General features: G+C 68.9%; 25 protein-coding genes. 13 read left to right on the top strand and 12 right to left on the bottom strand.

All coding sequences use genetic code 11. The features are described from left to right. The first annotated feature begins 128 nt into the window (after nucleotides 1-128). On the top strand, nucleotides 129-965 hold the full coding sequence (locus tag ABZ215_RS19070; RefSeq protein ID WP_354950530.1) for a hypothetical protein: 837 nt from the start codon (nucleotides 129-131) through the stop codon (nucleotides 963-965). 117 nt (nucleotides 966-1,082) lie between these two features. Here the strand turns inward: ABZ215_RS19070 and ABZ215_RS19065 are convergent, their stop codons facing one another. Further along, a complete protein-coding gene (locus tag ABZ215_RS19065) occupies nucleotides 1,083-1,997 on the bottom strand; it encodes a hypothetical protein (protein ID WP_354950514.1) in 915 nt (304 codons plus the stop codon). Nucleotides 1,998-2,209: 212 nt separating this feature from the next. On the opposite strand from ABZ215_RS19065, the gene ABZ215_RS19060 reads away from it, so the two are divergent. Next, complete coding sequence (locus ABZ215_RS19060; protein WP_354950512.1) at nucleotides 2,210-2,758, top strand: NUDIX domain-containing protein; 549 nt, start codon at nucleotides 2,210-2,212, stop codon at nucleotides 2,756-2,758. Here the strand turns inward: ABZ215_RS19060 and ABZ215_RS19055 are convergent, their stop codons facing one another. Then, nucleotides 2,759-3,874 carry a tetratricopeptide repeat protein gene (locus ABZ215_RS19055; protein WP_354950510.1) on the bottom strand — a complete coding sequence of 372 codons (1,116 nt, stop codon included), beginning with the start codon at nucleotides 3,872-3,874 and terminating at the stop codon, nucleotides 2,759-2,761. 126 nt (nucleotides 3,875-4,000) lie between these two features. Then, nucleotides 4,001-4,387 carry a helix-turn-helix transcriptional regulator gene (locus tag ABZ215_RS19050; protein WP_354950508.1) on the bottom strand — a complete coding sequence of 129 codons (387 nt, stop codon included), beginning with the start codon at nucleotides 4,385-4,387 and terminating at the stop codon, nucleotides 4,001-4,003. A 155-nt stretch (nucleotides 4,388-4,542) separates the two neighbouring features. Between ABZ215_RS19050 and ABZ215_RS19045 the strand changes: the two genes are divergently transcribed. The 5 genes from ABZ215_RS19045 to ABZ215_RS19025 are packed head-to-tail and all read left to right on the top strand — an operon-like array spanning nucleotide 4,543 to nucleotide 8,369. Beyond that, nucleotides 4,543-4,821, top strand: coding sequence for a helix-turn-helix domain-containing protein (locus ABZ215_RS19045; RefSeq protein ID WP_354950506.1), 279 nt, complete (start codon nucleotides 4,543-4,545; stop codon nucleotides 4,819-4,821). Next, nucleotides 4,818-5,159 carry a WhiB family transcriptional regulator gene (locus ABZ215_RS19040; protein ID WP_354950504.1) on the top strand — a complete coding sequence of 114 codons (342 nt, stop codon included), beginning with the start codon at nucleotides 4,818-4,820 and terminating at the stop codon, nucleotides 5,157-5,159. The genes ABZ215_RS19045 and ABZ215_RS19040 overlap by 4 nt, the downstream gene beginning before the upstream one ends. Continuing rightward, complete coding sequence (locus tag ABZ215_RS19035; RefSeq protein WP_123682791.1) at nucleotides 5,156-5,485, top strand: hypothetical protein; 330 nt, start codon at nucleotides 5,156-5,158, stop codon at nucleotides 5,483-5,485. Before ABZ215_RS19040 ends, ABZ215_RS19035 begins: the two co-directional genes overlap by 4 nt. Continuing rightward, nucleotides 5,482-6,273, top strand: a complete 792-nt coding sequence (locus ABZ215_RS19030) for a hypothetical protein (RefSeq protein WP_354950502.1) — start codon at nucleotides 5,482-5,484, stop codon at nucleotides 6,271-6,273. The genes ABZ215_RS19035 and ABZ215_RS19030 overlap by 4 nt, the downstream gene beginning before the upstream one ends. Next, a complete protein-coding gene (locus ABZ215_RS19025) occupies nucleotides 6,270-8,369 on the top strand; it encodes a cell division protein FtsK (RefSeq protein ID WP_354950500.1) in 2,100 nt (699 codons plus the stop codon). Before ABZ215_RS19030 ends, ABZ215_RS19025 begins: the two co-directional genes overlap by 4 nt. A gap of 25 nt (nucleotides 8,370-8,394) precedes the next feature. On the opposite strand, the gene ABZ215_RS19020 is transcribed toward ABZ215_RS19025, so the two are convergent. Beyond that, nucleotides 8,395-8,778, bottom strand: coding sequence for a winged helix-turn-helix domain-containing protein (locus ABZ215_RS19020; protein ID WP_354950498.1), 384 nt, complete (start codon nucleotides 8,776-8,778; stop codon nucleotides 8,395-8,397). Beyond that, complete coding sequence (locus tag ABZ215_RS19015; RefSeq protein ID WP_354950496.1) at nucleotides 8,771-9,142, bottom strand: hypothetical protein; 372 nt, start codon at nucleotides 9,140-9,142, stop codon at nucleotides 8,771-8,773. The genes ABZ215_RS19020 and ABZ215_RS19015 overlap by 8 nt, the downstream gene beginning before the upstream one ends. A gap of 211 nt (nucleotides 9,143-9,353) precedes the next feature. Between ABZ215_RS19015 and ABZ215_RS19010 the strand changes: the two genes are divergently transcribed. Both ABZ215_RS19010 and ABZ215_RS19005 read left to right on the top strand, forming a co-directional pair. Next, complete coding sequence (locus tag ABZ215_RS19010) at nucleotides 9,354-10,481, top strand: hypothetical protein (RefSeq protein WP_354950494.1); 1,128 nt, start codon at nucleotides 9,354-9,356, stop codon at nucleotides 10,479-10,481. 155 nt (nucleotides 10,482-10,636) lie between these two features. Further along, nucleotides 10,637-10,891, top strand: a complete 255-nt coding sequence (locus tag ABZ215_RS19005) for an SDR family oxidoreductase (RefSeq protein WP_354950492.1) — start codon at nucleotides 10,637-10,639, stop codon at nucleotides 10,889-10,891. Between the two features lie 156 nt (nucleotides 10,892-11,047). On the opposite strand, the gene ABZ215_RS19000 is transcribed toward ABZ215_RS19005, so the two are convergent. Both ABZ215_RS19000 and ABZ215_RS18995 read right to left on the bottom strand, forming a co-directional pair. Continuing rightward, a complete protein-coding gene (locus ABZ215_RS19000; RefSeq protein WP_354950490.1) occupies nucleotides 11,048-11,797 on the bottom strand; it encodes a hypothetical protein in 750 nt (249 codons plus the stop codon). 249 nt (nucleotides 11,798-12,046) lie between these two features. Further along, complete coding sequence (locus tag ABZ215_RS18995) at nucleotides 12,047-12,409, bottom strand: FCD domain-containing protein (RefSeq protein ID WP_354950488.1); 363 nt, start codon at nucleotides 12,407-12,409, stop codon at nucleotides 12,047-12,049. Nucleotides 12,410-12,587: 178 nt separating this feature from the next. Here ABZ215_RS18995 and ABZ215_RS18990 point away from each other — a divergent pair, with 178 nt between their 5' ends. The 3 genes from ABZ215_RS18990 to ABZ215_RS18980 are packed head-to-tail and all read left to right on the top strand — an operon-like array spanning nucleotide 12,588 to nucleotide 15,039. Beyond that, nucleotides 12,588-13,535: a hypothetical protein gene (locus tag ABZ215_RS18990; RefSeq protein WP_354950486.1), complete on the top strand. Its 948-nt coding sequence runs from the start codon at nucleotides 12,588-12,590 to the stop codon at nucleotides 13,533-13,535. Between the two features lie 12 nt (nucleotides 13,536-13,547). Continuing rightward, nucleotides 13,548-14,396: an amidohydrolase family protein gene (locus ABZ215_RS18985; protein ID WP_354950484.1), complete on the top strand. Its 849-nt coding sequence runs from the start codon at nucleotides 13,548-13,550 to the stop codon at nucleotides 14,394-14,396. Between the two features lie 4 nt (nucleotides 14,397-14,400). Beyond that, nucleotides 14,401-15,039 carry a GntR family transcriptional regulator gene (locus ABZ215_RS18980; protein WP_354950482.1) on the top strand — a complete coding sequence of 213 codons (639 nt, stop codon included), beginning with the start codon at nucleotides 14,401-14,403 and terminating at the stop codon, nucleotides 15,037-15,039. A gap of 306 nt (nucleotides 15,040-15,345) precedes the next feature. On the opposite strand, the gene ABZ215_RS18975 is transcribed toward ABZ215_RS18980, so the two are convergent. The 3 genes from ABZ215_RS18975 to ABZ215_RS18965 all read right to left on the bottom strand — a co-directional run bounded on the left by ABZ215_RS18975 (nucleotide 15,346) and on the right by ABZ215_RS18965 (nucleotide 18,492). Beyond that, nucleotides 15,346-16,176: an alpha/beta hydrolase gene (locus tag ABZ215_RS18975; RefSeq protein WP_354950480.1), complete on the bottom strand. Its 831-nt coding sequence runs from the start codon at nucleotides 16,174-16,176 to the stop codon at nucleotides 15,346-15,348. Nucleotides 16,177-16,274: 98 nt separating this feature from the next. Then, nucleotides 16,275-17,465: an FAD-dependent monooxygenase gene (locus ABZ215_RS18970; RefSeq protein ID WP_354950478.1), complete on the bottom strand. Its 1,191-nt coding sequence runs from the start codon at nucleotides 17,463-17,465 to the stop codon at nucleotides 16,275-16,277. Then, nucleotides 17,458-18,492 carry an amidohydrolase family protein gene (locus ABZ215_RS18965; RefSeq protein WP_354950476.1) on the bottom strand — a complete coding sequence of 345 codons (1,035 nt, stop codon included), beginning with the start codon at nucleotides 18,490-18,492 and terminating at the stop codon, nucleotides 17,458-17,460. The genes ABZ215_RS18970 and ABZ215_RS18965 overlap by 8 nt, the downstream gene beginning before the upstream one ends. Before the next feature lie 178 nt (nucleotides 18,493-18,670). Here ABZ215_RS18965 and ABZ215_RS18960 point away from each other — a divergent pair, with 178 nt between their 5' ends. Further along, the gene (locus tag ABZ215_RS18960) at nucleotides 18,671-19,480 is read left to right on the top strand and encodes an IclR family transcriptional regulator (RefSeq protein WP_354950474.1); all 810 of its coding nucleotides are present in this window, start codon (nucleotides 18,671-18,673) and stop codon (nucleotides 19,478-19,480) included. Nucleotides 19,481-19,504: 24 nt separating this feature from the next. Here the strand turns inward: ABZ215_RS18960 and ABZ215_RS18955 are convergent, their stop codons facing one another. Both ABZ215_RS18955 and ABZ215_RS18950 read right to left on the bottom strand, forming a co-directional pair. Next, a complete protein-coding gene (locus tag ABZ215_RS18955; RefSeq protein WP_354950472.1) occupies nucleotides 19,505-20,569 on the bottom strand; it encodes an extradiol ring-cleavage dioxygenase in 1,065 nt (354 codons plus the stop codon). A gap of 29 nt (nucleotides 20,570-20,598) precedes the next feature. Then, nucleotides 20,599-21,795, bottom strand: coding sequence for an FAD-dependent oxidoreductase (locus ABZ215_RS18950; protein WP_354950470.1), 1,197 nt, complete (start codon nucleotides 21,793-21,795; stop codon nucleotides 20,599-20,601). Nucleotides 21,796-21,797: the final 2 nt, after the last annotated feature.

Genomic DNA, 21,797 nt, shown 5'->3' with positions numbered 1-21,797 from the left:
GACACAACGGTCCTGACCCAGCCGGGTTGGCTGCCCTCCGAGCCGGTCGAGCTGTCCGACATCGAGCTGTACTGGCTCGCCGAGGCGCTGCCTAAGCCCGCCATTACCGGCGGGATCGAGCAGACCGAGTGCGTCCGCCCCTGGCCGCGGACGGCGACCGGTTCCGGCTCTACTCCCGCGCCCTGCGCGACCTCGCCCGGCCGAAGCTGCTGGACAACCGCGTCAGCTACCGCCTCGCCGAGGTCGACTGGACCGGTGACAAGGGCCGCCTCGGGTTCAGCTACACCACCTACTTCGACGTGCTGGACGTCTGCGAGGCCGCGGCCCACGAGTTCGCCGACGCCTGGCTCCGCGCCGGCCGGAAGCGGCCCAGCCCGGCTCACCTGCCGCTCCGCCGCCACATCGCCGACCCGTTCGACCTGCTCGCCCGCCCGATGCCGCTCAGCATCAACACCCTGACCATCCGGCGCGACCCGATCGACGGGCACCGGATGTACCTGCACCGCCGCGACGCCAAGGCCACCGCGGTCGCCGGTGGCATGTTCCACGTCATCCCCGCCGGGGTGTTCCAGCCCGCCGCCCTCGCGCCCGCGCACCAGGCCAACGACTTCTCGCTGTGGCGCAACATCCAGCGCGAGTACTCCGAAGAGTTCCTCGGCAACCCCGAGCACGACGGCAACTCCCTTGCCCGATCGACTACGAGCACGAGGAGCCGTTCCGGTCCTTCGCGGCAGCTCGCGGCGGCCGGCGACTTCCGGGTCTTCACCTGCGCCGTCGTGCTCAAACCGCTGACCCTGTGGGTGGAGTCCCGCGAGCGGCTGAAGTCCGAACCGCTGTCGCCGATCTCGCGCACGTGCATCGAGCTGGCCTCGCAGCACCGCAATACGCACCTGGCAACCCGAGTATGTGCGTTCTCGTCACCGGCGCCGCAGGAAGCGTTGACTCAAGATCACGTCAGGTCGTAGTAGCTACTCGCCGGTCGGTTTTGCAGACGGGTGAGGCAGCCCGTGCACAGCACGCCTCCGCTGCCGACGGCATTTCGGCCGCACTTGAAGCACAACGGCCCTTCGGGCAGGACCTGGTCATGGACCGGGTTCGCGCAATACGTACTCGTCAACGCGGGTTTTCCCGGCCTTGTGAGCCGGCAGGACTGTAATCACCGCTCTCGCCCGTAAGCTCCTGATATAGCGCTCGCGTCTCAAGATCGACCAGGTGTAGTCACCGCGGCCAACGCGAAGCGGCACGATCTTCTCCGCGGGAAGCAGCTCAGCCACATCGTCGACGGTGAGGCCGAACCACGGCTGCCGCTTCGGGTGGTAGCTCCCGCACGGTCGCTTCGGGCGTCTTGGAGTGCCGGCCGGACAGACACCATCGAAGTTGTGCAGGTTGCACACCTCCGCAACGAACTTGCTGGCGCCGAGCGCGGTGGCGGACCGGCGGGGAGGCATCGAGCTCCAGGGCATCTCGTTGCAGCCGAGTGTCGGCACCTTGTGGAACCACGGTGGTGTGTGGTCGGAGTCGAGGAACCACACCGGCAGCCATCCCGCTCGAAACGATCGCGTTGTTCGCGCTTTGGCCTGACGAGTGGGTAACGCTGAGTGTTGCACTTCGACGCCAGTCAGACGGGGGCCTTCGATCGCGACGTCGAGAACCGTGCCGGCTCCAGTTCGATACTCCTGGGAAACCCGATAGCCGGCGTCCTCCGCGGCCCGTTGCCAGTAGTCCTTCTGCCGCCGATGTTCGTCCGACTCACGCTCGATTGCATGGACTTCGGCGCACCGGCTGCCGGGAAAGTGGGCAGCAAAGTATCGGTCGTTGCGCCGCTTCACGAACATCTCAGCGCCTTCACCGTCCCCTGACGCCTGCTGGCACAGCAGCACTCGGTCACCTCGGCTGATCTGGCCGTGCATAGAGCTGATGAGGGTGTAATCCCGCTCGTTGAGCTTGGCCAGATCGAGCAGGCGATTTTCGTGGGTGAACAGCACGAAAGTCGACATCGAGACCTCCCTGAAGATCAGGGTAGGAGACAAGACCGACAGATACGCGGAAGTCACCCGCCGGTAAGTCGAACACGAACTGAAGCTGTAGTCGCAGAACATCGAACTGCTCCAAATTGGGTAACGAAGCACCACCCGCATACCGACGCCGACCCCAGAGAGTCACCGCTCGTCCGCTCGCCCGGCAAGCCCGGCACCGTAGGCTGCCACCCGTGGCTGAGGAACGTGGGTCGTGGGAGACGTTTGGTGAGCGGCTGGTCTACGACAACAAGTGGGTCAAGGTCGGGTTGACAGATGTCCGGGCGCCGAACGGGGAGCGCTGGGACTACCACGTCGTCCACCTGGCTCGGATCGCGATCGCGCTGATCGTGAACGACCGGGACGAGGCGCTGATGCTCTGGCGCTACCGCTTCGCCACCGAGCAGTGGGGCTACGAGTTGCTCGGCGGCATGGTCGACGACGGCGAGGACGCAGCGATCACGGCGGCGCGGGAGGCGGCCGAGGAGAGCGGCTGGGAGCCGGTCGGCGAGCCGGAGCACCTGATCAGCTTCGAACCCCTGCCGGGGCAGGTCACCGCGCCGATCGACGTCTACCTGTGGCGCGAGGCGCGCCACGTCGGCGATCCGACCGACACCGAAGAGGTCGGCCGCATCGAGTGGGTGCCGCTCTCCCGGGTCACCGAGCTGGCACAGCGGCAGCAGCTGCTGGGCTCCGGGACTCTGGTCTCGCTGCTCTACTACATGGCCGAGCGCCGGGGCTGATCAGCCGGGGAGGATCAGGCCCTGCAGCCGGCGCAGGTGCCGGTCGGACTTGATCTGCTGCCCAAGGCGGCGCGCTTCGCGGGCGTAGCGGAGCGCGCCGTCGCGGTCCTGAGCCGCGGCGTGGGCGAAAGCGAGGTCCACGAGCATCCCCACCTTCGCCCGGACAAACGTCGCCGGGAGTCGCGGAAGCGCTTGAGTCAGGTGGTCGATGGCGTCAGGATCTCCGAGGCGCGCGAGCGCGTTGCCTCGCCAGCGGTCGAGGTGTGATCCGCCGAGGAACAGGAACGGCAGGGCGGCGTCGACCGGGTCGCTGGGCAACAGGACGTCGGCGGCGTCGAAGGCGGCCAGCGCTTCGTCGCGCCGGCCAACGACGGCCAAGCCCTCGCCGTGCGCGGCGGACAGCCAGGCCTGCAGCAGCGGCGGCACCACGCCCTCTCCCAGCGCACGGGCGTGTTCGAGCTGCTCGGCAGCCTGCACGGTCTCGCCGAGATCGATCAGCACGAACGCCTGCTCCGCTGTCGCGTGTGCGAGTGCTGCCTGATCACCCGCTTCCCGGGCGGCGGCTTTGGCGCGTTCGTAATGGTCCCAGGCCTGGACGATGGCGTTGCGGTCGAGGGCGACCCAGCCGGCCAGGGTCGAGGCCTCGGTGAGAACCCTTGAGAGGGCCTCCCGGTGGCCTCGGACGGTGCTGTAGCCGAGGAGCCGCTCGAGCTGCTTGATGTGGCTGCGTAGCTGGTCGAGGAGCACGACCCCGCCGTACTGACGGTCGACGTGCCGGGCGTCGTCGACCTGCCGCCGGAACCGATCGATGGTCTCCGCATCGACACTGCGCGCGGCCGCCAGCCGGGCTCGCAGCTCGAGCGCTTCCCCGTCGTCAGCCTCGGGCGGGAAGCCCAGCTCCTCGTTGGTCCGCCCGTAGACGTCCCGGAAGAGGCGCTGGTACGGCTCGCTGACCGCCGAGTGCCCGTTCTCCCACTCCGACAACTTCGTCTTCAGGCTGCCCTCGGACATGATCGGCATGCCGAGCTGATCGGCACGCTGACGCATCCGCCGGATGACGTCGGCCGCCTTGTATCCGAGGCTCTTGCGAACCGCCTGAAGCTTTGTCGCCGGCATCAGTCAAATCGCTCCGGATAACCGCGCTGACCTGCAAGGTTAATTCGAGTTAATGGCGTCCGCGTTAACCGCGGCCACCTGCGCGAATAGCTTCCGCTGCCGTTTCCTTGAGGCATGGAAAACACCTCAGGCGCCCCGATCACGACGATCGCGCATCAGTGCGGCGACGTTCGCGGTGAGCGAGGCGAGCTGCTCGCTGATCGTGTCCAGCCGGTCTTCGATCGTTCCGAGCCGGCTGATGATCTGGTCGAGCGGCTCGTCGCCGGTCTCACCAGGGGCGAGCGGCTTTCGCCCCCGCAGGATCGCGTTGAGGTGACCGGGATGCCACCCGAGCGCGAGGGACAGCGCTTCGAGGGTGCGGGCGCTGCGCTTCCGCTCGACGGTGTGGTGCTGGATCTCCCGCACGATGGCCTGGGAGACGTGAGATCGCTCGGCGAGTTCTCGCTGTTTCCACCCGAGCTCGGTCACGCGCTCGTTGATGGCCTTCGAGACCGCCGCCCAATTCTCCGTCACCTATTCCTCCGTGCTCCGCCTCGGAGCCGAGGTTAGCGCCTGATCGCTTTCCGCGGCGCAAGTAGCACATTGCGTCGCCAATTCGGATCCATCGCACGCCACGACGAGCTGATATCAGCTCATATTCCCGCCGAAATCATTTGAAAGAATCCTCCATGAGTACCCCTATGCCCAATGAAGGCCGCCCGGCCTTCTACACCGTCAAAGAAGCGGCCCGGATCCTCCGGGTCGACGCGGCCACCCTCTATCGCGCCATCCGGGACGACGCGTTCCCCGCTGTCCGGGTCCGCAGCCGTTACGTCGTGCCGGCCGCGGCCCTGGACAAGCTGATCGCCGAGGCCGCCGAGACCGGGGGGTGCGTCGACGTGGCCCGGATGGCCGCCGAGCGGCGCACGGCTCGCGCCATCGAGCGGCTGGCCGGGGGTGCGTCATGACCCCCGACGACTACGCCGCCATCGCCAAGCGCCTGGACCGCTTCGCCCCCGTTCCAGACGAGGTTCTCGCCGACATCGTGACCCACGAGGGCCTGTGCTTCTGGATGTTCGACCGCGACGAGATGCCCGATCTGTCCGGCGAAACCGAGCCCGACCGCGAACTCGCGGCCTGGTCGTGCGCGGGCTGCCCGGTCGTGAACTCGTGCCTCGAACTGGAACTCCGCGTCGCCGGCGAGCACACCGTCGGCGTTTGGGGCGGTCTTGCCGACACCGACCGCCGAAAGGTGCATCACTTCTGGCAGTGGCGACGTCAGCACCCGCGGGGAGGCTCCCGATGAACGTCAACCTCACGACTTCCCAGATGGTCGTCGGTGCGGGTGGCATTCTGCTCCTCCTGATGGTCTGGCGCTCCGGCGCGCGCCGCGCCCGCAAGGCCGCCGAACGGGCACGGGACGGCGCCCGGGTTGTGTCACTGGCTGGACGAGTGTTGTTGATGACCGCCGGCCTGGTCGGCATCCAGTGGCTGGTGTTCACGCACTCCACCGACACCACGCTGCGGCTGGTCGCGCTGGCGCTGCCGGACCTCATCGCCGCCTATGTCCTCACCCGCGCGTTGACCGTCACCGACCTCGGCACCAGGCGATCGCGAGGTGATCGGCGATGAACCAGACGGACCGTCAGAACCGGGTGGCCGCCCCGCGGCGGCCACCCGCCGACCTCACCCGTGCCCAGCGCCTCGCCCGAGACGCCGCGGAGGCGGCGGAAGTTCGTGCCTATCAGACGCACCCGGACGTCATCGCTCTGCAGGTCGAGCGGGTCCGCAAGCAGGTCGACCGGCTGTGCTGGACAGGCATCGCGCTGGGCCTCGCGTTCACGATGGCCAATGTTCAGCACTTCGCGGCCGCCGGGTCGGCCCCGTGGTCCACGCCGTGGCTGATCGCCTGGCTGCTCGACCCCACCGTGTCCCTGGTGCTTCTGGCGATCCTGCGCGCCGAGCAGGTCACCTCGCGATATCAGGTCCGGACCGGCCGCTGGGTCCGGTGCGCGAAGTGGCTCACGCTCGCCGCGACCTACGTCATGAACACCTGGTCGTCGTACGCGGCAGGATCGGTGTCTGCGGTGGTCCTGCATTCGGTGCCACCGCTGGTGGTGTTCGCCGCCGCCGAAGCAGTCACCGACCTACGCGACAAGCTCACTGAAGCCGCGTCAGTGGCGTTCACGGAGGCAAGCGAGCGGCGCCCCCGCACCGTTCACAAGCCGTCCTCCGCGCCGCGTCCGAAACGGACTTCGAGCAAGCACCGGAAGTCCTTTGACGACTATCTCGAGCAGGCCCGAGCAGCGTGGACACCCGACGTGACGATCAGTCCGGCATGGATCCGGGAGGTGACGGGCTGTTCGCGCGGCCTGTCGCCCCAGCTCGCCAACGCTCTGGCTCGTGAGGTGCGGCCATGAACGATCAGCAGCGTTCACAAGCGGTCGAGAAGGCCGAGCCCGTGTACGACGCCGAACTGGTCGACGACACGCTGCCCCAACCGCGGCCGCGTTCACGGTGGCATCGGCTCAGGCGCTGGTGGCTGATCTCGCCACGGGTCCCCGCGACACTCAAGTCCAAGGCGCAGGCCCGTCAAGCGCTGAAAGATCTGATCGTCGCACTGCTGAAGTCCCCTTGGCGCTACGTGGGCGCCGTCGTTCGAGGTGCCATCGCTGGCCTGCGGTGGTGGCGGCGGTGGGTCACGGTGCGCGAGTACCGGGAAGCCGCTGAGCACCAGGAGAAGCTGGCGGACAAGTTCATCGAGATCCGCGCGCTGACTCTCTTCCGCTGGCGCGTGACCGGGGCGGTGATCGCCACCGCGATGCTGGCCGGCTTGGCGATCGTGCTGATCTGGGGTCCGGGTCCGCTCTGGCTCACGATGGCTGCCGGCTCTGTGGGGCTCGCGGTCCTCGGCCGGAGGAAGGAGGGCAGCCCTGGTCGCAAACCAGCGCTTGCCGGTCCGCGGACCCTGACCTGGACGATGGATCCGCAGGTTCTGGTCGACGCCTTCCGCGACGCCAAGCTGATCGGCAAGGATGAGATGCTGCGATTGGTCGAGCGGGCCACCCGGGTCGGCGACGGCTGGGCCGTCACGGTCGACCTTCCCGCCACTCGCAAGGCCGCCGACGTGATCAAGAATCGAGAGGCCCTGGCGTCGGCGCTGGCGGTGGACGAGGTCCAGCTGATCGTCGAACGTGTCCGCGGCAACGGCGGGCACGCGGGCCGGGTAGCGCTGTGGGTCGCCGACACGGACCCCTACGCCTCCCCTCCCCTGCGAACACCGCTGCTGCAAGCGGAGCGATGGGACGCCTGGCAGCCAGTCCCGTTCGGACGCGACGCCCGCAACCGGCGGATCGACCTGCCGCTGGTGTGGACCTCGCTGCTGGTCGGAGCCATCCCTCGCCAGGGCAAGACGTTCGCCGCCCGCCTCGCCGCCGCCGGTCTGATCCTCGACCCGTGGACGCGCCTGTACATCGCGGACTTCAAGGCCGGCAAGGACTGGGACGCCGCCGCGCAGGTCGCCCACCGCTTCATGTCCGGAGACGAACCCGAGCACGTCCTCGCGCTCAAGAACTGGCTGGTCGAACTGGTCGGCGAGGTCCAGGGTCGGTACCGGCGAATGCGGCAGCTCGACGACGAGATCTGCCCCGAATCGAAGATCACCCGGGTGATCTCCCGCGATCCCGCGCTCGACATGCCGATCACCGCGATCTTCATCGACGAGGTTCAAGTTCCGCTGGAGGATCGCACCCCGGTTGACGTGCAGGGCAAGAAGCTCACGGCCGGTGAGTACGTCGGCGAACTGCTGACGTGGCTGGCGAAGAAGGGACCTGCCGCGGGCATAGTGCTGGTCCTGGCCACCCAGCGGCCGGACTCGAAAACCATCCCGTCCGGGCTGCGTGCCGTCCTCGGCTCTCGCTTCGCGCTGCGGGTCATGGACTGGCGGGACAGCAACATCGTGCTCGGCGAACAGATGAACACCCGAGGCTACGACAGCAGCAGGCTGCTCCCCTCGCACAAAGGTGTCGGGATCCTGCGACCCGACGGCGAAACGCAGTCCTCTGGAGACACCCTGGCCATGACCGTTCGGACCTACTACATGCCGAACGAGGACTGGCAGGCCATCTGCCGCCGGGGCAGGACGCTGCGCGAACAGGCCGGCACGTTGACCGGCCACGCTGCGGGACAGGACGCGATCCCGATCCTCGACTACGCGCGCGTAGCCCGCGCGGTCGGAGGCGCGCAGCCCCGGCCGCAAGCCGAGCTGCCCGAGCCTCTCGCCGCCGTCGTCGAGTACCTCGGTCGCGATCTGGACGAGCGCGACTTCGTCCCGACGGCCGAACTGGTCGAGGCACTGGACGTGGAACCGACTGCGTTCGGGCGCCAGATGGGCGAGCTCGGGTGCCCGCCGGAACGAGGACGGGTCACGGATGACAGCGGGACCGTCCGGCAGGTCCGCGGCTACACCACTCGCGCGATCCGCGCGGCAATCGAGTCGTGGAACGAGGACACCTGACCCGTCTCGGCAACCCGTCACGGTGTCACACCGCTCGTGACGGGTTGCCACCCCCATTGACCTGCTCAAACTGTCCATGTGACGGCTGTGACGGCACCTGCCCAACCTCGTCACCACGAACAGAATCCTGCCGATCCTCGCGGAGAACAGCCTCGCCCCGAGAACCCGACACGAACGTCCCCTTCGACGGCACCGTTACCACGAGACCGCGCTCGCGGAGCAGCTCGGTGGCATGCCGGGCTGTGCCCAGCGACACGCCGTACATCTGAGCGAACCGCCGCTCCGAGGGCAGCGGGGCCTCCGGAGGGAGTCGTCCGGCCTCGATCAGCCGAGCGACGTAGTCCGCCAACTGCTGATACAGGTACCCGGGCGGACAAGCTGAGGGATCGAACGGCTCGAGCTCAGCCATCTCGGTTGTCCTCGTGGTCAGCCTTGCGATCCGGTCTGGCAACCAGCTCGAGGACGGAAGCGAGCTGAGTGGAGAACGACTCCAGTCGCGACTCGATCGCTGCCAGCCTCGCCAAGATCCCCGGGCCGAGCTGGTCCAACCCCGGGCTCTCGACTCTTGGAGCCTTCACCAGGCACGGCTCGCAGGGCATGCCGGCGATCTGATCCAGCAACTCCAGCTCGCCCGGCCCGAACCGTGCTCCACAGCAGGCATGCAAGTAAGCAGGACTCCCGGGTTCCTGCGGCAACGGAATCAAATGCGCCACCCGCTCGCGTTCTCCCACCGAACCCGCGACCGGCCTCGCCAAGAGCAACTCAGTGGGCATGTCCACCTCCCCTCCAGCAACTCCCTTCGAGCTGATGAGATCGCTGGATGAATATCAGCTCGATCAGGAGAAACAGCTGTGCCAAACTCGATATCAGCTTTGCATCAGCTGATCGGCGGCAGGGTGCTATCAGGAGGCCACTAGCGGGCCATATCGCGCCAAGGCGCGGCAGGAGGACGAAATGAGAGCGCATCGCGAACCGGCTCGGACGGTGCTCGAACTGAAGATTCGAGAACGCGGCGAGACACTGACGGAGTTCCTCGACTACGCCAGCCGGTTCGCCCGGCGAACAGGCGAGAGCGGCACCCTCAGCGAGCGCAACCTCAAGCGGCTGATCAGCGGTCGCAAAAGCGATGGATCGCCGATCGGCCTCCCCCGGCCGGCGACCGCCCGGCTGCTCGAACGGATCTTCGACCTCCCCATCGAACAGCTGCTGTCACCACGCGACGAGGGCCACCTTCCCGAGAGCGGCACCGAGGACGAACTACGGCAACGCCTCCGATCGTCCAGCCGAGTCGACCCCCAGGTGATCGCCATCCTCAAACGACAGCTCGACGAGATCCGCCGGCTCGACCGCCAACTTGGCGCAATCGTGGTCCGCGACGAGGTGAGTATCAAGGTCGGCCAGGTCTCCCGGCTGCTCACCCACAGCCTGTCACCAAGCACACGACAGCAACTCGCCGGTTTGCTCGCCGAGCTGTGCACCCTGCTCGGCTGGCAGACCCTCGACACCGGCAACCCCGACCACGCCTGGCGACACTACGAGCAGGCCAAAACGGCAGCCCTGGAGTCGAACGATCCCCAACGGCTCGCACACGCATCAGCCGAGCAAGCCTTCGCGCTGCTGGACATCGGCGAGATCGACGCTGCCGTCGATACCCTCGCCGCCGCCCGGCGTACCGCCGAGCGCACCGCGAGCCGCCACCTCCGCGCCTGGCTCGCAGCCGCACATGGGGAGGCCTTGGCCCGCAGTTCCGATCGCTCACGGGCCCTTCGAGCGTTCGACCAAGCCGCGACACTCCTGCCGCCAAGCGACAACGAGCCCGCAGAACCGTACCTCGCCCTCGACGACGTCCACCTCGCCCGATGGCGCGGTCACGCTCTCGCGCAGGTGGGGGAACCCGAAGCAGTCCAGGTGCTCACCTCGGCGCTCGGCAGACTGGACCCAACGTTCGCCCGAGCCGAAATCGGCCTCCGCGTCGACCTCGGCTTCGCTCTGCTGAAGCACGATGAACGCGAAGAGGCCGCCAATCACCTCGGAAGGGCCGCTTCCATGGCGGCGAGCATTGGCTCAGAACGCCAAATCAGCAGGATCCGGAAGGCTCAGCTGACCCCCTGACCCCCAGCCAAGACGCTGAGCTGGGGAAACAGAGAATCGCCTGCACAAAGGTGGGGCAGTTTCGGCACGTTACGGACAGCTGACCGAACAACAGGAACATCCGCGGCTCCATATTCGCTCCTCGCACCGCCTGGCCCGAAGGGACCGACACCGCCGTGACCACCTCCTTCACCAGCGGCCCCGGCCAGCTCGCCTACGTCGCCTGCAAGGGCGCACTGATCGGCATGACCCGCGTGATGGCGCGCGAGCTCGGCGAACACCACATCACCATCAACGCGGTCATGCCCCCGCAGGTCGCGACCCCCGGCACACGCGCCCGCTCCGGCGAACCAGGTCTTCGCAGGAGCACGTCACCCCTGACGACTTCGCCGGTCTGGTCGCGTTCCTCGACTCCCCCGACGCCGCACTGATGACCGGCCAATGCCTCGTCAACGACGGCGGCGGCCTCCAACACCAGAGCTGTTGCGTCACGTATCTAGGACGAGCCGGCACCGACATCGCAGACGAAGTTCCCCTTGGACGGAATGGTGACGACGAGCCGCCCGATTCCCTGATGCCGCAGGTTGTCACACACCGCGGCCAGCGCGGATTCCGCGATGGCGCAGGAAAACACCGCGGTCACCGTGCCTTCCCGCGGCAGGGAGACGATCGCGGTGTGGCCCGGCGGTGGTGATGGCGCCGCGCACTGCGGTGAGCAACCCACGGTCGCGCTCGCCCCGCCGGAGCACGTCCCTGGGCACCTCCCAGCGAGCACGGACGACGATCGGCACGTACAGCGCGCCGCGCGTGAGCCCGAGTGCCTCGGCGCGCGCCAGGGCTTCGCTGTCGTCGGTGATACGCCCGGCACGCAGATCGTCCAGCAGCCCGCCGTGTGCCTGCCCTACGAGAACATCACGTTCCTGCTGGATCATGCGCTGAAGTCGCAGGGACTGGGCCACGCGTTCGAGGACCATCGTGACGCGCGCGCGATCCCGCACGCGCTCGGGCAGCACGAGCCGCGCCCACCGTTCCGGGCCGAGCCCCACCTCGACGGACGCCCACCCCTCGGCCGCCGGATCCGCCTCCTGCCGTCCCGACCGCTCCGCCCACTGGGCGACCAGGGCGCGGTGGGCATGCCCGCCGGGCAGAGGGCGAGGACATGCGAGCTGAGACGCCTGGGTGACGATGTCCGTGGACGAGGCGCACGCGATGTTCAGCGAGGTGAACACCTCATGTGTGGTCCGGGCGAATTCGACCTCCGCGTAGCGCTCGGCGACGATCCGCTGAAGAACCTCCTGGGTGACCTCGACGAAGCGGATCGCCTTCGACACGGTCACGGCCGGAACGCCCGCGACTCGACGCTGTGGTTGTCCTCCTGCCGCACCGGTGGCGGCCGCCAAGAGGGGCGCCGGGCAGTCACGAGTTGATCTCCGCCACAGGGGTGACGTTCGGGACCAATTCACCCTGCGCGACGTGCTCGACCCGTTGCTCAGCAGAGCGGCCTGATCGTGCAGGTACTCACCCGGCACAGCTCGTCCGAGGCCTTCGTCGCCGGTGATCGGCCGATCATGCCCGATGGTCCGGTGTCAGCGAGGGGCGTCCGGGTGGCGTTCCTTGAGCGTGGACAGCAGCTTCTGCACGCTCCACATGCTGCGTTCGACGTGGGCGCGCATGGCGCGTTCGGCGTCGGCGGGTTCGCGCGCCGCCACGGCCGCCAGGATCTCGTGGTGCTCGGCGATGGTGGCGTCGTGGAAGGCGCCGCTCTCCGGCAGCAGTGCCAGCGCGGGGTGGCAGCACTGACGTGACTCCTCGATGCCGCGTACGAGGAACGGGTTGCCGCTGATGTGGGCCAAGGCGAGGTGGAACACCGCGTCGCTGCGCATGAACGACGCGTCGTCCGGCGCGCTCTGCAGCTCGTCGTGTGCGGCCTGGAGCGTCGCGAGCTCCACAGCCGTCGGGTTCCAGGCGCTGCGCGGGCCCCATTACCGCGGCTGCCCGCTACGCCTACGAGCAGGAGGTGCTGCCGCGGCGGGTCGAGTTCGACGAGCTGGTGGAGGCCACCTGCTCGGCGCTCGGGGTGTCCGCGGACCGGCTCGGCTGAAGTTCTTCGACGCAGAAAGGCAAGAGATGGACAAGCTTTCCGTGGTCCTCGGGGAGTATGCGCACGCCAGTGACCTCGCCGTGGACGGCTGTCAGGTGCAGCCGATCGAGGTGAAACCAGTGATCGGGGCGTACCGGCGGATGATCCGGGACCTGGAGTTCGACGTGTGCGAGTTGGCGCCGACGTCGTATCTGATGGCGTTGCAGGCCGGGGTGCCGTTGACGGCGATCCCGGTGTTCCTCAACCGCCGGTTCCACCATGCCGACGTGCAGTGCGGCGCGGCTTCGGGTATCCGGTTCCCGGCGGATCTGGCGGGCAAGCGGGTCGGTGTGCGCGCCTACACGGTCACGACCGGGGTGTGGGTGCGGGGCATCCTGCGTGACGAGTACGGCGTCGACCCCGCCGCGATCACGTGGGTGACCGATGACGATGACCACGTCGAGGGCCGGGCCCCGTCCAACGTCGAGCGCGTGACAGACGGGCGGTCGTTGGGCGAGTTGTTGCGTGCCGGGGAGGTCGACGCGGCGTTCAGCGGCAACGCCGGCACCGGCCGCGCGGGTGCACCGCGGGCGGGTTGGGCGGCCCCGGCGGAACAACCCGAGGGCGAGGTGTACCCGCTGTTCCCCGACCACGAGGTCCTCGCCACCGACTGGTACCTGCGGACCGGGATCTATCCGCTGCACTCGGTGATCGCGCTGCGGCGCGAGCTGGTCGAGCGTGACCCTGCGCTGCCCAGCAAGCTGTACGCGGCGTTCGTGGACGCCAAGCGGCGGCAGATCGAGGCAGATCCGGAATGGACGGCGCTGCCGCGGCTGGGCAAGCAGGCCAGGCAGATCGGCGGCGACCCGATCCCCTACGGCCTGGCCGCCAACGAGGCCAGTATCCGGGCGCTAGTGAAGTTCTCCCGCGACCAGGGCCTGCTCGACACCGAACCCAAGGCCATCTTCGCCGACGGCGACTACCCCGACGCCTGAAAGGACAACGCAATGGACATCATCGACACGCATTGCCATGTGATTTCGGGAGACCTGGAACGTTACCCGCGGGCTCCGCTGGGCGGGACGCAGTCGGGCTGGGCCTCGACGCGGCCGGTCACCGCCGAGGGCATGGTGCGGGCCATGGACGAGGCCGGAATCAGTCGGTCCGTGCTGGTGCAGGCCACCACCGCCTACGGCTACGACAACTCCTACGTCCTCGACAGCCGCGCGGCCCGGCCGGACCGGTTCATCGCGGTCGGCACAGTGGACCCGCTGCGGCCGGACGCCGCCGACCACCTCGAAACCGTGATCGCTGAACTGGCCGGGGTGCGGTTGTTCACCAGTGGCAGCACGGTGCCGACGCAGGGCGAGTGGTTCGCCGCGCCCGAGTCGTTCCCGTTCTGGGAGAAGGCCGCCGCGCTCGGGGTGACGGTGTGCCTGCAGATGCGGCTCGGCCCGGCGACCGCGCAGCTGCACGCGCTGCTGGACCGGTTCCCCACGGTGCGAGTGCTGCTCGACCACATGGGCTACCCGGACATCGCGGCCTCCCCCGCGGTCGCCGGGGAGGAGGTGGCGAAGCTGGCCGTCCACCCCGGACTACACCTGAAGCTGACGCACCGCAACCTGGAGCGGCTGGCAGACGCGGGCACGGAGGCGGCAGCGTTCCTGGACCCGGTGCTCGCGGCGTTCGGGGCGGAGCGGATCGCGTGGGGCTCCAACCTGCCCGCCGCGGAACAGTCGATGCCTGAACTCGTGGCCCTGGCCCAGGACGTGCTCGCCGAAGTCCCGGAACCGGACCGGCGCGAGCTCTTCGCCGGCACCGCGCGGCGGCTGTATCCGAGTCTGGGTTTTGGCTGAGAAGGTGACCGCGGCCGGTCAGGTCTACGAGGACTTGCGCGGTCTGTTGCTGTCCGGTTCGTTCGAGCCGGGCACGCGGCTCACCGAGGCCGACCTGACCCGCAAGTTCACCGTGTCGCGGGGGACGATCCGGTCGGTGCTGGTGCGGCTGGTGCAGGAGGGCTACGTCACCAGCGAGGTCAACCGGGGAGTGCGGACGCGCAGCTTCACGCTGGAGGAGGCCGCAGACATCCTGGAGGCGCGGGAGACCCTGGAGGCGGCGCTGGCCGGCAAGGCCGCCGAACGCGCCACCGGCGAGGAGATCGCCGAGCTGCGCCGCACGCTGGCCGAGATGGAGCGGGCGCAGGAGCGGGGTGAGGGCGCCCGGTACTCGCAGTGCAACCGGCGCTTCCACCAGCAGGTCAAGGAGGCGGCGCACCAGGCCACGCTGGCGCGCACCTACGACACGCTGCTGTACCCGCTGGTGATGCGGCAGTACCGCAACATCTCGGCACGCCACCCGCGGGCCGGGTCACTGCACGAGCACCAGGCGATCCTCCTGGCGATCGCCACCCGCAACCCGGAGGCAGCCACCGCGGCGATGCGCCACCACGTCGGCTCCGCCCGGCGAGCCCTGCGCCTGGACGAGGAACGCGGACGTTGACCCGCGTGGGTGGGAGGATGCGGTCCCTCCCACCCACGTCGGATGGTTACCCACAACTTGATCCTCGGGTACCCGACGATCTCGGTAACCTCACCGAAGATGAGGAGGAACTCCGGCCGGCGTGCTCGGCGCCGTACCCGGGCGTCCTCTCGTCGCCGTTAGGCTGGGCGACCTCCAAACGCCGAAACCCGGCGTCCGGCGCCGTCTCCCGGCGGGACACCGATGTTCTCCGGCCGCAGCCGAGCGCGCGGGCGCTCACAGGAAGTCCGCACGCCGATTCCTGTGAGCGTCGCCCGGCCGTTCCGCTCAGACCGCGCCGAGCCCGAGGAAGTCGGCGACCACGCGGTTGAATTCGTCGGCGCGCTCGATCTGGGTCCAGTGCCCGCACCGGGAGAAGACGTGCAGGTCGCCGTGTGGGAGCAGGCTCAGCATGTTCCAGGAGATCTCGACCGGGACCACCTTGTCCTCGCGCCCGTGCACCAGCAACGTGGGCACGGTGACGGCCTTGACCTGGTCTTCGGTGATGCCGAGCTCACTGCCGGCGTGGTCGGGGTGGAAGAACATCGTGCGGTATGCCTCGAACGCGCCAGGGGCGGCGCTCGCCTCGTACCGGATCCGGACCAGGTCGTCGGTGATCATGGCCTTGTCGACCGCGAAGTAGTTCTTGAGCAGGTGTTCCATCGCCTCGAGCGAGGGTTCGTAGGCGCGCAGCGCCTTGAGGCCCTCGGTCGGGGTCATCCCCACGCCCGGCGAGCCCATCAGTACGAGACGGTCGAGCCGGCTCTGGTCGTCCTCGGCCATCTGCAACGCGATCCGGCCGCCGAGCGAGTTGCCGACGACGGAAACCTTCTCGATGCCGAGTGCGTCCAGGAAGTTCCAGGCGTGATCGGTCCACGTCCGCAACGAGTAGCGCACATCGGCCGGGCGCTCGGTGTCGCCGAAGCCGACCAGGTCGGGCGCGACGACGCGGGCCGTGCGAGCCAGCGCCGGGATCGCGTGGCGCCAGTTCGCCCAGGCCGAGACTCCGGGGCCGGACCCGTGCAGCATCAGCACCGGCTTGCCCTCCCCCAGATCGTGGTAGCGGGTCGAGATCCCCTTGGCGTCGAGGTAGGCGCCCGCTTCCAGGCTGGCAGTCATCGCTCGTCTCCTTGCGTTCGCGGCGTTTGGGCCGAAGTTAGAGACCTCGACCGGGACGGACAACCCTCGGTTCCAGCGGCTAGAAACCCGTGCCGCCGCTAGCGGGCCGACGGTGGGACGAGTTCGCGGTCTTCCAGTTCGCTGTTGAGCAGCAACACATCCCGAAGCTCGTCAGTGTCCACACTGGTCCGCCGGTAGGACTCCAGCTCGGTCTCGAGCCGCTCGGCATCGCTGATCTGCGAGACGAGGTGCTTGCGCGCCGCGCCGATCGGCGAAACATGCTGGTGGAACATGCGCCGCCGGTCCTCCGCGTAGGCGTCGAGCACGCTCTCGGGCGCCCGTTCGGCGAGCACGGCCGTCAACGCCTCGATGAGGCGGAAGGCGTCGAAGAAGGCACTGGTGGGGCTGTGCCCGATCATGCGGTTGGTCACGTGCGCGGCGTCGCCGGCGAGCAGGACGCGGCCCAGGCGGTACCGTTCGGCACTGCGCTCGTGCATGCGCGCGGCGTGCCAATCGACGATCCGGAACGGCGCTTCGCCGAGCACGGCGCTCAGCACACGGGGAATGCGCACACCCGATCCCTCCTCGTGCCGCGTCAGCGGCTCCGCGAAGGTGTAGCGCCACCGGCGGTCGTTCACCTTCTGCACGACCGCGCCGTGGCGGTCGTCCACCTGCAGTGTGGTGCTCGCGTACCCGAGTGCCGCGAAGTCGGCCTCGACCAGCGCGACCACCGAGCGTTCCGGCCAGGTGTAACCCGGGAAGCCGAGTCCGAGGAGCCGGCGCACCGTGCTGCTCGTGCCGTCGGCGCCCACCACCCACCGAACCCGCACGCGGCGCGCGCCGTCCGCGGTGCCGATTCCCAGGTCCACCCCCGTGGCGTCCTGGACGAGGCCGGTCACGCGGACGTCGCGCTCGACACTCGCGGTCGCCTCGCGCGCGAGGTGGTGCTCGAGGATGCCGCAGAGACGGCTGTGCTCGAGGTGCAGGGTGAAGGGGAAGGGGGTGACCCCGCGCAGTGCCGCCCCGAGGTCGAAGTCGATGCGCTCGCCGGTCCGGAGCACGAACAGGCACCACCTGGGGTCCGCGAAGCCGCTACGGAGGGCGTCGTCGAGGATCCCCAGGCGGTCGAGTCCTGGCAGCACCGACCAGTCGTGCGCGCAGTTCGCGGACGCGATGTCGTCCCGGCCGGTGTCCAGCACGAGAACCTCGATGCCGGCACGGGCCAGTCCGAGAGCGATCAGCAGCCCGGCGGGGTCGGCCCCCACCACGGCCACCTGGACGTCATCCATTCGCAGTTCCCGCCCCGAGGAACGCCATCCCGTTGTCGGCATGGATGCGCGCGGCCTGTCCAGGATCGAGGGCCTCCGCCGAGGCGAGGAAGCCGCGGGCTCCTTCCAGCTGTCCCGGGATGAACGGGTAATCGGTTCCCAACATGACGCGGTCCGGGCCGAACCGGTGGGTCAGCAGGGACAGGTGGCCCGGATCGAACACCAGCGAGTCGACCCAGACGGACCGCACCAGCTGGTCCAGCCTGGCCGGATCGGCGCCGTCGAAGATCTTCGCGCCCAGGCGGAGCCGGGGGTAAGCCCAGCCGAACGTCCCGCAGCCGTGGGCCAGCGCCACCCGCAGGCCCGGGAACCGTTCCAGCACGCCACCGAAGACCAGAGCGGTCGCGGCGATCGCGGTGTCGGTGGTCATGCCGAGGCCGAAATCGTACGGTTGCCCGGCACGCCGGACCACCCCGCCGCCGCCGTCCGTCGGGTGCACGAACAGCGCGGCGCCCAGCGACTGCGCGGCCTCGTAGAACGGTTCGAGCTTCGGGGAGTCCAGATCCTCGCCCGCTATCCGCGTGCCGATCTCCACCCCGGCCAACCCCAGTTCGACGATCACCCGACGCAGTTCCTCGACGGCGGCGCCGACGTGCGGCAGCGGCACGGCTCCGAGTCCGGCGAGCCGGCCGCGTGAACGGCCGACAGCGGCGGCGATGGAGTCGTTGGTCGCTCGCGCGCAGGCGACGCCCACGGTCTCGTCGGCCCAGTCCGCGAGCATCACCGGGACCGGGGAGATCAGCTGCAGCCCGATCCCCGCGGCGTCGAGTTCGGCGATGCGCTCGTCGACGTCCCACAGGACTGAGCGCACGGTCCGGAACAGCAAGTCACCGAGCATGATGCGTCCGGTGCCTTCCGAACCCGGTACCAGGACGGGCCAGCGCTGGTCCGTGACGCCGGACAACGCCCGAACCAGGTCCGTGCCGAAGTAATGGGCATGGGTGTCGACGCCGGCGCCGAACGCCGGGCGGTCGGTGGTCTCCTGCATGTCGTGTCCGGCCCCCACCGCGAAAGGAATGTGCTGGCAGACCGGACGCTAGCCTCCAGCACCGGCAGTGGGCACCCGTCGTTCCGGGGGCCGGAACCACGGGACCGTTCGCCCCGGGACTCGAACCAGGATGTGGGGTATACAAGGATGCACCACCGGAACGTGGCAGAGGTGAACAATGTCGTCCGCCGACCCCAAGTCCCGCGACACCGCCGCGGGCGAGACGCCGTCGATCCTGACGAAGGCGTTCGAGCTGCTGCGTGCCTTCAACCCCCACGAACGTGTTATGACCCTCAGTGAATTGTCGCGCGCGTCCGGGCTGCCGAAGTCCACTGTGCACCGGTTGCTGGCGCGGCTGGTCGAGCTGGAGGCGGTGGAGCACCACCGCTCCGGGTACAAAATCGGTGTCGGCCTGCTGCAGCTCGGCTCGGCCACGCCGGCCGGTTACATGCGCGACCTCGCGATGCCGGAGCTGACCAAACTGCACCAGTGGAGCGGGCAGACCGTGTGCATGGCCGTCCTGCGGCAGTACGACGTGGTCTACCTGGAAAAGCTCGCCACGAGCGACTCGCCGTCCTCGATCGCCGCCATCGGCAACCGGCTGCCGGCGAACTGCACAGCCATCGGCAAGGCGTTACTGGCACACGAGAACCTCGACGATCTCCGTGACTTTCTGCCGAACCCGCTGCCCAGGATGACCACGAACTCGATCACCGACTCCGGCGTCCTCATCGAGCAGCTGCGCGGGGTCCGTGCGGAAGGAATCGCGAGGGAGTCCGAAGAAGCACAGCTCGGGTTGGCCTGCATGGCTGTGCCGATCTGCCTGAACGGCTTCGCGGTGGGCGCGATCTCGGTCGGGTACCCGGCGAAGCTCGCGCCCAGGCCGAACCTGGCGGGCGCGTTGCGGTCGACGGCTGCGCAGATCAGCCGCGAGGTCGAGTCCGGGCTGGCGCGCGGCCGGGCGCACTGGTTCCCGCGGGAGCTGTGACACGCGGGAACCAGTCACACCCGGTCACTCGAAGATCGCGAATGCCTTCGTGGAGTTGAAGATCTCGGTGAGCACGAAGTCCGACCAGGTGAGCTTGAGGCCGAGTTCGGACATCGCGCCGAGCAGGCAGTACCAGTTCAGCATCTCGTGCTGGCCGGAATCGACGATCTGCCGACTGGTGCGGGCGTTCCAGAAGTCGTAGTCGCCGGCGACCATCGCGTCGTAGAGGTCCTGGTCGGAGTCGGTGTCCGGCCGCAAGTGCCAGCCCTTGTCGTGCAGGAAGGCGTGCGACCAGCTCGACGATGCGACCAGCGCCACGCGCTTGCCGCTGTTCCGGGCGAAGCGGCCCACCGCCCGGCCGAACTCGAAGCACCGGACGGGCGACGGGCCCGGCGGGTCGAGGTCTTCGCCGGTCTTGATGTCGGCGAACCGCGCGATGCCGCCCTTGCGGGCGATCACGTGTTCGCCATAGCAGTTCACCGCCATCGGCACGATCGGGTACGGGAACTCCCGGCCGACGTTGTCGTAGTCGAGGAAGAGCTGGGTGTTGCCGAAGGCGTGCGGGAAGTGGATGCCCGCACGAGGCGCGTAGGAGTAGGCGACGTCCACACCGAAGCCCAGCACCTCGGCGGCCGCCTGCTTGGCGAACTCGGGCGCGCCCCGCATGACGAAGGACGTGTCGGAGGGCAGGCCCCACACATTGGGCACCTTGAGCATGTCGAGCACGCCGAAGGGCTTCACCTCGGTGTCTCCGTAGGCGAGTACGCAGAAAGACGGGATGACCTCCTCGCGGAAGTTCTCGTACTGGTCGTCGCCCCACACCATGAGGACGTCCGGGCGGAACTCGTCGATGGCCTCGCGGCACTTCCGCAGGTCGGCGAGCAGGCGGGCCCGGTGCCCGGCCGCGGCGGCCACCCCGCCGTCGTCGCCCCACTCCTTACGGGCCAGCTCACGCCAGGAGGCGGGATCCTTGGCCTCCTCCGGGATGTCCGGGTCCTTCAGCGCGCTCTTCAACAGGTTCGCCATGTGGGTGTCCGCCCCCGCCAGGAGCGGATAATGGGTCAGGCCCACCCCGAGTACCTCTGCCACTGCTTCCTCCTCGATCGTTTGCCGATGTCTCACGCAGCCGGCAGTACGGCCCGCTCGAACTCCTCGGCGTGCCGGGCGGCGATGATCGCCTTGCGGAACTTCATCAACAGCCGTGGGTCGTCCAGGACGAGCGCCCCGACCAGGACGCCGGCATCATCGGCATACCCCGCCACGAGACCGTCGCCGTCCCGGCCGGCACGGAGAATCACCGGGGAACCCAGCGCCGGCCTGCCGATGATCTGGATGCGCCTGCCGTACTGGTCGGACCACACGTACGGAAGCGGAGCCCGTGGTGGTGGCGCACCGAGAACAGCCGCGGCGACGACGGCAGCGTGGTCGTTGGCGTTCGTCCAGTGCTCCACCCGCAGCGGTTCGCGGTAGAACGGGTGCCGCCACCGGGCCACGTCGCCCGCCGCGTACACGTCCGGGAAACCGATCACGCGCAGCGACTCGTCGCAGTCGACGCCATCCGGGACCGGAAGACCGGATCCGGTGAGCCAGTCGGTGGCCGGACGGGCGCCGATTCCCACGACGACGAAATCGGCGGGCAACTCCGTGCCGTCAGACAGGGCGACCGTCGTGGCCCTGCGGGAACCGACGAAGCCGGCGAACCGCACACCGCACCGCAGTGCCACGCCGTTGCGCTCGTGCAGGCGGCTCAACGTGGCGCCGACCTCGGCACCGAGCTGCTGCTCGAGCGGCACCTCCTGCGCCTCCACCAGCGTGACCTCGACGTCGTGCGCTCGGGCCGCGGCGGCGAACTCCGCGCCGATGAACCCGGCGCCGACCACGACGGCGCGCCTGCCAGGTCGCAGTTCCCGCCGCAGCGCCGCGGCGTCCTCGGCCGTCCGCAGGGTGAAGACGTTGCTCAACGACTCGGCTCCGGGCAGGGTCCGCGGAACCACCCCGGTGGCGATGACGAGCGTGTCGTAGCCCAGCTCCGCGCCGTCGCCGCCGGTCACCACACGGCGGGCGGGGTCGAGCCGCACGGCGCGGACGCCGAGCCGCAGATCCACCTCCAGTGCGGTCAGCTCGTCGGCGCCGACCAGCGGCACGCGGCCCCCGTCGGAGGAGGGGTCGAGCATCTCCTTCGACAGTGGAGGCTTGTCGTAGGGCGAATGCGGTTCCTCGCCGATCAGCGTGACCTCGTCACGCCACCCCCGCGCACGCAGAGCCTGGACCGTCCGCACGCCGGCGACCGAAGCGCCGACAACCAGTACGCTCATCC

It is taken from the genome of Amycolatopsis sp. NPDC006131 (genome assembly GCF_040614175.1).
GTDB classification, from domain to species: Bacteria; Actinomycetota; Actinomycetes; order Mycobacteriales; family Pseudonocardiaceae; genus Amycolatopsis_E; species Amycolatopsis_E tucumanensis.
The sequence above is the reverse complement of the archived record's forward strand: the minus strand, read 5'-3'. Positions and strand labels throughout refer to the sequence as shown.